10 protein-coding genes are annotated in these 10,054 nt (G+C 69.7%); 6 read left to right on the top strand and 4 right to left on the bottom strand.

Annotation, left to right across the window (positions count from 1 at the left end):
• Positions 1-209: 209 nt before the first annotated feature.
• Positions 210-449 (bottom strand): hypothetical protein, encoded by a 240-nt coding sequence (locus ACFFRH_RS42585; protein ID WP_386163793.1) that lies wholly within the window; start codon positions 447-449, stop codon positions 210-212.
• A 36-nt stretch (positions 450-485) separates the two neighbouring features.
• On the opposite strand from ACFFRH_RS42585, the gene ACFFRH_RS42580 reads away from it, so the two are divergent.
• Complete coding sequence (locus ACFFRH_RS42580; RefSeq protein WP_386163791.1) at positions 486-2,345, top strand: Tn3 family transposase; 1,860 nt, start codon at positions 486-488, stop codon at positions 2,343-2,345.
• A 72-nt stretch (positions 2,346-2,417) separates the two neighbouring features.
• On the opposite strand, the gene ACFFRH_RS42575 is transcribed toward ACFFRH_RS42580, so the two are convergent.
• Both ACFFRH_RS42575 and ACFFRH_RS42570 read right to left on the bottom strand, forming a co-directional pair.
• On the bottom strand, positions 2,418-3,083 hold the full coding sequence (locus ACFFRH_RS42575) for a response regulator (RefSeq protein WP_386163789.1): 666 nt from the start codon (positions 3,081-3,083) through the stop codon (positions 2,418-2,420).
• Complete coding sequence (locus ACFFRH_RS42570) at positions 3,080-4,315, bottom strand: sensor histidine kinase (protein WP_386163787.1); 1,236 nt, start codon at positions 4,313-4,315, stop codon at positions 3,080-3,082. The genes ACFFRH_RS42575 and ACFFRH_RS42570 overlap by 4 nt, the downstream gene beginning before the upstream one ends.
• 133 nt (positions 4,316-4,448) lie before the next feature.
• Between ACFFRH_RS42570 and ACFFRH_RS42565 the strand changes: the two genes are divergently transcribed.
• The 4 genes from ACFFRH_RS42565 to ACFFRH_RS42550 all read left to right on the top strand — a co-directional run bounded on the left by ACFFRH_RS42565 (position 4,449) and on the right by ACFFRH_RS42550 (position 8,459).
• Positions 4,449-5,372, top strand: coding sequence for an ABC transporter ATP-binding protein (locus tag ACFFRH_RS42565; RefSeq protein ID WP_386163785.1), 924 nt, complete (start codon positions 4,449-4,451; stop codon positions 5,370-5,372).
• Positions 5,369-6,151 (top strand): ABC-2 transporter permease, encoded by a 783-nt coding sequence (locus ACFFRH_RS42560; protein WP_386163783.1) that lies wholly within the window; start codon positions 5,369-5,371, stop codon positions 6,149-6,151. Before ACFFRH_RS42565 ends, ACFFRH_RS42560 begins: the two co-directional genes overlap by 4 nt.
• A 19-nt stretch (positions 6,152-6,170) precedes the next feature.
• Complete coding sequence (locus ACFFRH_RS42555) at positions 6,171-7,358, top strand: alpha/beta hydrolase family protein (RefSeq protein WP_386163781.1); 1,188 nt, start codon at positions 6,171-6,173, stop codon at positions 7,356-7,358.
• A 108-nt stretch (positions 7,359-7,466) separates the two neighbouring features.
• Complete coding sequence (locus tag ACFFRH_RS42550; RefSeq protein WP_386163779.1) at positions 7,467-8,459, top strand: tyrosine-type recombinase/integrase; 993 nt, start codon at positions 7,467-7,469, stop codon at positions 8,457-8,459.
• Between the two features lie 38 nt (positions 8,460-8,497).
• On the opposite strand, the gene ACFFRH_RS42545 is transcribed toward ACFFRH_RS42550, so the two are convergent.
• Entirely contained in the window at positions 8,498-8,614 is a 117-nt protein-coding gene (locus ACFFRH_RS42545) for a winged helix-turn-helix transcriptional regulator (protein ID WP_386163777.1), read from the bottom strand.
• A 207-nt stretch (positions 8,615-8,821) separates the two neighbouring features.
• Here ACFFRH_RS42545 and ACFFRH_RS42540 point away from each other — a divergent pair, with 207 nt between their 5' ends.
• Positions 8,822-10,036, top strand: coding sequence for a M20/M25/M40 family metallo-hydrolase (locus ACFFRH_RS42540; protein ID WP_386163775.1), 1,215 nt, complete (start codon positions 8,822-8,824; stop codon positions 10,034-10,036).
• Positions 10,037-10,054 lie beyond the last annotated feature (18 nt).

The raw sequence follows: 10,054 nt of genomic DNA, 5'->3' as shown, positions 1-10,054 counted from the left end.
CGGGACTTGTCCCGGCGCAGCGCGGCGAAGCAGTAACCCACCCGAAGCCCACGCGGCAGGCGGGAATCTCCGTCCTTTAGGGCGGAGAGGATGTCAAACCAGGCCCGGATACGCGCCCGCGATGACCTGGTGACCATGCTGTGCAAGCGGATGAACACCATGCACAACAAGGCCCGCGAGCTGCTGGAGACCATTCGCGCCGAGCAGCGTCAGCGCAACGAGCGGATGCTGGCGGTGCTGGGGGATCTGCTGAGCGTGGCCAAGGAGGTCGACCTGGCGGCTCGGAACGCGCCGAACCCGTGGACGGCGGTGCGGCGCCGGCACGAGACCGGACGGGCGGTGCTGGAGACGATCGAGAGCAACGGCGGCCTGGCCGACCTGGTGGCCGAGCACGAGGCGCTGGCCCCTTCCACGGCGACAACTACCTGCCGCTGCTGGACCGCTTCCATCGCTCCCATCGTGGGCTGCTGCTGCGTCTGGCCGGCGTGCTGGTGCTGGAGCCGACCAGAGCGGACCGCAGGCTGCTGGAGGCGCTGGAGTTCGTGCGCGCCAACGCCACCCGCACCAGCGAGCTCATCGGCGATGAGTACACGGTCGAGGAAGACGTCGTCGATGAGACGACCGGCGAGATCTCCACAGTCACGGTGCGCAAGCACGTGGACGTGTCCTTCGCGCCGGAGGCCTGGCAGAAGGTGATCACCGACAAGCGCCGCCCCGGCAAGGTGGTGCGCCGGCATTTCGAGATCTGCGTGTTCTCCTGCCTGGCGGACGAGCTGGTGCGCGGCGATGTGGCGGCGGTCGGCTCGGAGGCCTACGCCAACTGGCAGTCCCAGTTGCTCAGACGGGAGGACTGCCAGCCGCACCTGGCCGAGTACTGTGCCGAGGTGGGCCTGCCCACGACGGCCTCGGAGTTCGTGGAGCAGTTGAAGATGCGGATGAAGGGCGTGGCCGCGGCCGTGGACGCGGGCTATCCGGACAACGCCGACCTGCTCATCGACGAGCAGGGCGGGCCCTCGCTCAAGGCGCGCAAGTCAGCAGGGCACAGCGCCGAGGCGCTCAAGCTGGCCACGGCCGTCAAGGGCCGGCTGCCGGAACGCTCCCTGCTGGAGATTCTGACCCGGACCACGCGGCATCTGCGCTGGTTCCGCCGCTTCGGGCCGCTGTCGGGGTCGCAGGCCAAGCTGGCCGACCCGCTGGAGCGCTACCTGCTGGTGGCCTTCGCCTACGGCTGCAACCTGGGCGCCGCCCAGGCCGCCCGGCATCTGGGCGGCCGCATCAGCGCCCACGAGCTGTCCTACACGGTGCGCAAGCACGTCACGCTGGCCAGCTTGAACAAGGCGATCGCCGACGTGGTCAACGCCTATCTGCGCCTGGATCTGCCCCGGTTGTGGGGAGAGGGCAACGCGGTGGCCGCCGACGGCACCAAGTACGACATCTACGTGGACGATCTGATCGCCGAGTTCCACATCCGGTACGGGGGCTACGGCGGCGTCGCTTACCACCACATCGCCGACAATTACATCGCGCTCTTTTCCAGATTTGTGCCGTGCGGGGTGTGGGAGGCGGTCTACATCATCGAGGGGCTGCTGGAGCAGGAGAGCGAGGCGGCCCCCAAGGAGATTCACGCCGATACGCGAGGCCAGTCGTTCCCTGTCTTTGGATTAGCGCACTTGTTCGGGTTCGAGCTGCTGCCGCGCATCCGCAATTTCCGGGACCTGACCTTCCGCCGGCCCGAGCCCGGCGTCCGCTACCGGCACATCGATGCGCTGTTCGGCGAGCCGATCAACTGGCAGCTGATCGAGGCTCACTGGCAGGACCTGATGAAGGTGGCCATCTCCATCCGCGAAGGCGAGTTGTCGTCGATCACGCTGTTGCGGCGGCTGCGGCACGACTCCAAGCGCAACAAGATCTACCGCGCCTTCCGCGAGCTGGGCCGCGTGATCCGCACCATGGTGCTTCTTCGTTACGTCTCCGACGCCACGCTGCGGGAGAACATCACCCGGGCCACCAACATGATCGAGTCCTACAACAACTTCTCCAAGTGGATCGGGTTCGGCAACAACGGAGTGATCGCCGAGAACGACCCGGAAGAACAGGAAAAGGCGATCAAGTTCAACACCCTGGTCGCCGACCTGGTCATGTACCAGACCACGCTGGACATGTCGCTGGTGCTCAACCGGCTGCGCAGCGAGGGCGAGACGGTGCAGCGCGCCGACGTGGCCATCATGTCCCCCTATCAGGAGGACAACGTGCGCCGCTTCGGCGACTACGTCTACGACCTGAACGCACCGCTGGAGGACATGGATGTCAACCTCGAGCTTGGGGAGGAGACCGATGCTGCCTGAGAGGCGCCGTTGCCGGGGTAGCCGCCAAGTTGCCAGACAGTGGTTGACGGGGCTGGGCCGGCGCGCTTCTCGTTATCGATCGTCATGGAGCGGGGATACCAGACCGGCGTCGTAGGCGGCGATGACGAGCTGGACGCGGTCGCGGGCGCCGAGTTTGGTGAGCAGACTGGCGATGTGGGCTTTGGCGGTGCCGAGGCTGATGTGCAGGTGGGCGGCGACCTCGGCGTTGGACAGGCCGCGCGCGGCCAGGGTCAGCACCTCGCGTTCTCGCGCGGTGACGCCCGCCAACTCGCGCGGCCGCGGGCGAGGTTCGGGGCGGCTGGCGAACTCGGCGATGAGGCGGCGGGTGACGCTGGGTGCGATCAGGGCGTCGCCCGCTGCGACCACGTGGACGGCGGACAGAATATCCTCCAGCGCCATGTCCTTGACCAGAAACCCGCTCGCCCCGGCCCGCAGCGAGGCGTAGACGTTGCCGTTGTCGTCGAACGTCGTGAGCATGATCACGCGGGTGGCCGGCGATTCGGTGGTGATGGTCTGGGTGGCCTCGATGCCATCCATGCCAGGCATGCGGATGTCCATCACGACCACATCGGGACGTAGCTGCCGGGTGAGCTGGATGGCCTGGGCTCCCGTCCCGGCCTCCCCGGCGACAACGACGTCAGGAGTGCCATCGATGACCATGCGCAGACCGGCGCGGATCAGCGGCTGGTCGTCGGCGAGCACGACGCGGATGGTCAAGGTGCCTCCACGTGAGCGGTCTGGGCGCGCCCCCGCGCTGAGGTAGGACTTGGTAGCGGGAGGGTGGCGGTGACGCGGAAACCGCCCTCTGGGCGTGGTCCGGCGCTGAGACGGCCGTCCAGGAGAGCGGCTCTCTCGCGCATGCCGGCGATCCCGTACCCGCTGCCGGGTGAGGCCGCAGTGGTGGCGGTGCCGCGTCCGTCGTCGGTGATGTCGACGCGTAGTTCGTCGGGCGCGTAGTCGAGGACGACCTGGCAGTGGCGGGCGTCGGCGTGGCGGACGACGTTGGTCACCGACTCCTGGACGATGCGGAAGGCGCACCGGTCCATGGCTGGGGGCAGCCCGCGTGGCTTCCCCTGGCGGCGCACGTCCACGCGGACGCCGACGGCCGTGGTCGTCTCGGCGAGCCGGTCGAGGTCTGCCAGCCCCGACAAGGGCGCCGGTTCCGGCTCCGATGCGGTGGGGGGCTCACGGAGCACGCCGAGCATGTGCCGGAGTCCCTGCAGGGTCTGCCGGCCGGCGGCCTCGATCGCGGCGAGCGCGTCCCGCGCCTGCTCCGGCCGGCTGTCGATCACCCGCGCGCCCGCACCGGCCTGGATGGCGATGACGCCGATGCTGTGCGCGACCATGTCGTGCAGCTCGCGCGCGATGCGTAGCCTGTCGGCCGTGACCGCCTGAAGCTCGGCCTGCGCACGCAGCGCCCGGCCGTACTCGCGTCGTTGCCGCAGCGCCGTGCCCGCCGTCCAGGCGACCACGACGCCCAGGCCGAGCAGGACCGACAGCGCGAGGAAGCCCGACGCGAAGACGCGCAACCCCTGAGTCAACAGAACCACGTGCCAGGCCGCCTCCTGGACGATCAACGTGGTAGCCGCCGCGGCCAGGCCGGTACGGCGTGAACGGGTGGCCGTGATGAAACAGACCAGGAGATCGGCCACCGGCACCAGCGGCCAGACCCGCTCCGCGGGCTGCGCCAACGCCACGGCCACGAGCAGTTCGGCCAGCAGCACCGCCAGCACCGCACACGGCCGCCGCCGGGCCCACACCAGGGGAAACGCCAACGCGGCGGCGAAACCCGCGTGCATCGCACCCACGGGCAACAGACTCTCGTCATCGGCCAGCGTCACGGCGTACAGCAGCGGCAGGAAGGCCACGACGGCACACCAGGTGAGCACCGTCCGCACACCATGCGGCAGCCGCTGGGTCAAGGGTGGCCTGGGCATTTCATCGCGCACCCGGTCGATCGTAGTCATCGGTTTCCGCTGCGGGCATCGGCCTGCCGGCCTATGCCCGCAGGCCACCCCCGCCGCCCGGAACCGGCCCACAGCCAGATGTCACGCCTGCCCGGTCTGCGACACCGTTGGGCGGGTGATCGAAGTCAACCAACTGACCAAGCGCTACGGCGAGGTGACGGCAGTCAACGGCCTGACCTTCACCGTGCGGCCGGGCTACGTCACCGGGTTCCTCGGCCCGAACGGCGCCGGCAAGAGCACCACGATGCGGATGATCCTCGGGCTGAACCGGCCCACCAGCGGCAGCGCCACCATCGACGGCCGCCCGTTCGCCCGGCATCGTGCCGGCCTGCGGCACGCCGGAGCGCTGCTGGACGCCAGCGACGTGCACGGCGGGCGCAGCGCCGCGGCGCACCTGTCCGCGCTGGCCCGCAGCAACGGCCTGCCGCGCTGCCGGGTGGGTGAGGTGCTGCGGGACGTGGGGCTGGAGAGCGTGGCCCGCCGCCGAGTGGCCGGGTTCTCCCTGGGCATGCGGCAGCGGCTCGGCATCGCCGCCGCCCTGCTCGGAGACGCGCCGGTGCTGCTGTTCGACGAGCCCGTCAACGGACTGGACCCCGAAGGGGTGCGCTGGGTACGCGGCCTGTTCCGGCGCCTGGCCGGCGAAGGACGCACCGTGCTCGTCTCCAGCCACCTGATGAGCGAGATGGAGCACACCGCCGACCGGCTCATCGTCATCGGCCGCGGCGAACTGATCGCCGCTGAGAGCCTGACCGAGTTCGCCGCCCGAGGCACCGGCGCGTCGGTCACCGTACGCACGCCCGACCCCGCCGAACTCGCCGCCGTCCTCGCCCACGCAGGAGCCCACGTACGGCAGGACGAAGGCGCAGGCCTGACCGTCACCGGGCTGAGCGCCGCCCGCATCGGCGAACTCGCCTACGAGCGGCGCATCCTGCTGTACGAGCTCGCCCCGCGTGCCGCCTCGCTGGAGCAGGCGTTCATGGAGCTGACCGCCGAGAGCGCCGACTACCGAGCGACGTCTCCGGCTGGTGATCGGCGATGATCGATCTGCTGGCCGCCGAGTGGACCAAGTTGTGGTCGCTGCGCTCCACCCGCTGGCTGCTCGGCCTCGGCACGTTGGCCATCGTCACCTTCGCCGTCCAAAGCAGCCTGGAGGCCTACCACGGCTGGCCCGGCTTCCCGGCGATGGAGAAGGCCAGGTTCAGCCCGTTGACCGAGGCGTTCAGCGGACTGTCTGCCACCATGCTCATGATCGGCGCGGGCAGCCTGGGCGCGCTGACGATCGTCGGCGAGTACGCCACCGGCCTCATCCGCACCACCCTGAGCGCCGTCCCGGCCCGGCACCGCGTCGTGGCCGCCAAGCTCGCCGTCGTCAGCGGCGTCATGCTCGCAACCGGTGCCCTCGTCTCGGCGGCCACCTTCGGCGTCAGCCAGGCCATCCTGTCCGGCCGCGGCGTCGCCGTCTCGCTCGGTGACCCCGGCGTACTGCGCGTGCTGGCCGCCAACGCGCTGCTCGCTCCGGTGTCCGGGCTGGTCGGCATGGGAGTCGGCGCGCTGCTGCGGCACACCGCGGCCGCCGTCGTCGCCGTCTGCGCCGTACTGGTCATCGTGCCGACCTTCTTCCGGCCGACCGTCCACCAGTGGCTCAACGACCTCTATGCCCTGGTCCCCTTCTACGTCTGGCGCACCTGCCTGGGCCTGCCCCAACTCCGCGACGACCCCGCCCTGCCCACGGTGGCCGGCTCTTGGGCCGTCTTCGCGCTGTGGCCGCTGGCCGCCGCCGTCCTCACCCTGCTCGTCGTGCGCCGCCGCGATGTCTGACCACGTTCGAAAGGAATCGATGAACACTCTGATGTCCCCGCGCCTGCTGGCCGTTCCGCTGACGGCCTGCCTCACCCTGTCCGCCACGGCCTGCGCCACGACGACCGCATTGGCCACGCAACCCAGCCTCGCCGCCACCACGTCGCCGGCCACCCTCCGGCTGGAACTGCCTCGCCCCACCGGTCCCGATCCGGTCGGCCGCGACATCCTGTACCTGGTCGACAAGAGCCGCAACGACCCCTGGGTACCGGAATCAGGCCCACGCCGGCTCATGGTCTCGATGTACTACCCCGCCCGCTCCGCCGCCGGCGACCCAGCCCCCTACATGACTCCCGAAGAGGCCACGTCCTTCCTGCAACGCAAGGCCCCTGGCACCAACCTGCCCGCTAAGATCATCAGCGGTATCCGCACCTACGCCCACACCGGCACGAGCCCCAAGAACGGCCGCCACCCGCTGGTGGTGGTCTCACCCGGCCTCGGCCTGCCCCGCGCCAGCCTCACCTCCCTCGCCGAGGACCTGGCCAGCCGCGGCTACGTCGTCGCGGCGATCGACCACGCCTACGAATCCTCCGGCACAACCTTCCCCGGCGTCGGCCTGCTCACCTGCGCACCCCTGTGCGACCAGCCCAAACCCCCCGAGGGCGGCAAGGCCACCATCACCAAGAACCGCGCTAAGGACATCTCCTTCGTCCTGGACCGGCTGACCGGCCGCCACCCAGCCTGGAAACGCGCCAACCTGATCAATCCCAGGCGCATCGGCATGGCCGGCCACTCACTCGGCGGCGACGCCGCCTCCGCCACCATGCTGACCGACACACGGGTCAAGGCCGGGATCAACCTCGACGGCACCATCAACGCAACCCTCCCCGCCACCGGCCTCGGCAAGCGTCCCTTCCTGCTGATGGGCAGCCAGAGTGACCACAGCCCCAGCAAGGACCACACCTGGGACAACACCTGGCAGGCTCTGCACGGCTGGAAGCGCTGGCTCACCGTCGCCCAAGCCGAGCACGACAGTTTCACCGACTTGGCCATCCCGAAGAGCAAAATCGGCACGCCGTCCCCCGACACCATCGCCGCCGAACGTGGGATAGCGCTCACCCGCTCCTACGTCGCGGCCTTCTTCGACCAGCACCTCAAGGGCACGAAACAACCCCTGCTCGACGCCCCCACCCCGGCCAACCCCGAAGTCACCTTCCACAACCCGTGATCCCGCACTGCGTGATCATTCCCGGACTACGAGTCTCACTGCATTAATCGCCGGACGAATCCGCCGTACTTCCGAGATTGACGCCATCTCGGAAGTACACTCCCAGATGTGACTTCCGAGATTACGCAACCCGGATCTCTCCAGAAGCCCGGATCCGCTTCCGAGATTACGAAGCCCCGTCCGGGCGCCCGACCGACCAGGCTGCCGCCCGCATATGACGTCATCCTCGACGAGTACGCCGCCACGCTGGAGCGCGCGCCACTGACGGCCGAGACCCGGCGCACCTACCGCTCCCGCGTGCGCATGTACCTGGCCTGGCTGGCCGACCACGCCGCCACCTACACCGCCGACCCTCTCTCCGATCGGCAGGCGCGGGACTGGGCCGTGCGCGACTACCGGATGTGGCTGCTGCGCGACGGCCCCGCCAAACGCAGCCGCGTCTACGTCAACTCCGCCCTCACCGCCCTGGACGACTTCTACACCCGCCGGGGCCTGGGCAAGGCCGACATCGCCCGCGAAGACCTGCCCAAGAACGCGCCCCGCGTCCTGGAGGAACGCTCCCGCATCCGCTGGCTACGCGCCGTGGAGGCGCATCTGTCGCCCCGGGACCGGTGCATCGCGCTGATCCCGTACTACGCCGGCGCCCGCATCAGCGAGGTCGTCCGCCTCGACGTCGACGACATCCAGATGTCGGCCCGCAAGGGCAGGCTGCGCCTGTACGGCAAAGGCGGCAAGTTCCGCGAGGTCGACATCCACCCCAAACTCCGCACCGAGCTGCAGCTCTGGCTCGATGAGCGCCCCAACTGGCCCCGCGCCGACGACAACCGTGCCCTATTTCTCAACGCCAAGGGCGGACGGCTGAGCGCCCGCGCCGCCGGCGGCATCATCGCCGAGATCGCTCAGAACGCTGGGCTGGATGATCCCACCACGGCGCACGTCCTGCGCCACACGCTCGCCACCACGCTGGTCCGCGGCAAGGCCGACCTGGTCCTGGTTGCCGAGATCCTTGGCCATGCCCGCCTGGAGACCACCCGGCGGTACAGCTTGCCGTCCGACAAGGACAAGGAAGACGCCCTCAAACTGATCACGGTTGACCGCTGACCGTACGTCTGCCTGGGGAAACTGGCGTCAAGATCGACTCATGGCCGGTTTTCCCGATATCTCGGCTGGACCCGGACATTGGTCAACCGGCCGTCCCGGCGAAGGTGAGACAAAATTTCGCGATCAATGGCGTCCAGTGTGTATTCATTGCTCACGTCGCGACTTTACAGCCAGAACTGGAAACCATATGAGGTTGATTTCGACCTAGAATTACACCAATTGCGTTTCGGGGCATGAACGCCCGCTTTCCCCCGCGCCTATCCGTACCCGTCCATACCCGTCCATACCCGTCCGCTGGCTCCGGAAAGGCGCGGCTCCGGAGAAGGCGGCACCATGACACCGTCCGGCGAGAGGCGAAACCCATGACGAACCATGCCGCACAGGTCGGGGCCTGGCTGGACGAACGGGCCGAGGAGATGGCGGGGCTTCTCGAACGCCTCGTGGCCGTCGGCTCCGAGAACCCGCCCGGCCTCGCGCTGGGCCGTTGCGCGCGGGTGCTGCGCGAGGCGATGGACCGTCTCGGCCTCTCCCCCGAGATCATCGAACTCGCCGACCCGTCCGGCGAGCTCGAAGAGCCGTGCCTCGTACGCGGCACCGCGGGCGACGGTGACGGGCTCGTCTACTTCCACGGCCACTTCGACGTGGTGCCCGCCCAGGACCGCGGGCAGTTCACGGCCGTACGCCGCGACGGGAAGATCATCGGCCGGGGCACGGCGGACATGAAGGGCGGCATCGTCAGCATGCTCTACGGCGCCGCGGCCGCCAGGGAGCTGGGACTGCTCGGCGACGGGCGGATCGTCGTGCACCTGGTGTGCGACGAGGAGACCGGCAGCGTCGTGGGCGCCGGTCACCTGCGCGCCGCCGGGCTGATCGACCCGGCCGCGCTGGCCATGGTCACCGCCGAACCCAGCGGTGGCGCCATCTGGAACGCCGCCCGCGGCGCCGTCTCCGTCCGCGTCGACATCCGGGGCCGCGAGGCCCACGTCGGGCAGGCGAACCTCGGCGTCAACGCCTTCCAGCAGATGCTGCACATCGCCCGTCCCGTCGAGCGGTACGCCGCCGAGATGGCCGGGCGGCACACCGGCCTCCCGATGAACGCCGGCGACGCGCGCGGCAGCATGGTCGTCGTCGGCGGCCTGTCCGGCGCCGGCTCCAACTTCAACGTCGTGCCCGGCTCGGCCTTCTTCACCGTCGACGGCCGCTACAACCCCGAAGAGGACCTGGAGGGCGAGCTCAAACGCCTGACCGGCCTCGTCGAGGAGGCCGCCCGCGAGATCGGCGCCGACGTGTCGATCCGCACGACCCAGCTGCAGCCCTCCGCCGGCACCGGGCGAGACCATCCCGCGGCCGTCGCGCTCGCCCGCGTCGTCGGCGACGTCGAGGGAGCGCCCGCCCGGTTCGAGATGTGCGCGGGCATCCTGGAGACCCGCTGGTACGCCCAGCTCGGCATCCCCGCCTTCGGCTACGGGGCGGGCCGCCTGGACGTCTCGCACGGCCCCGACGAGTACGTCGACGAGGCCGCCATGCGCCGCTGCGCCGCCGTGTACGCCCGCTACGCGAGCGACATGCTGTCGTGACGACCGGCCGGGTGCGGC

It is taken from the genome of Streptosporangium vulgare (assembly GCF_042428775.1).
GTDB lineage: Bacteria > Actinomycetota > Actinomycetes > Streptosporangiales > Streptosporangiaceae > Streptosporangium > Streptosporangium vulgare.
Note: the sequence above shows the minus strand (reverse complement) of the source record. Positions and strands in the feature narration are given on the sequence as shown.

What these genes read in the sequence shown, in the direction of transcription:
- ACFFRH_RS42540 (WP_386163775.1), top strand. Translation starts at nt 8,822, where the DNA reads ATGACGAACCATGCCGCACAGGTCGGGGCCTGGCTGGACGAACGGGCC.
- ACFFRH_RS42555 (WP_386163781.1), top strand. Translation starts at nt 6,171, where the DNA reads ATGAACACTCTGATGTCCCCGCGCCTGCTGGCCGTTCCGCTGACGGCC.
- ACFFRH_RS42585 (WP_386163793.1), bottom strand. Translation starts at nt 449, where the DNA reads ATGGAAGCGGTCCAGCAGCGGCAGGTAGTTGTCGCCGTGGAAGGGGCC.
- ACFFRH_RS42560 (WP_386163783.1), top strand. Translation starts at nt 5,369, where the DNA reads ATGATCGATCTGCTGGCCGCCGAGTGGACCAAGTTGTGGTCGCTGCGC.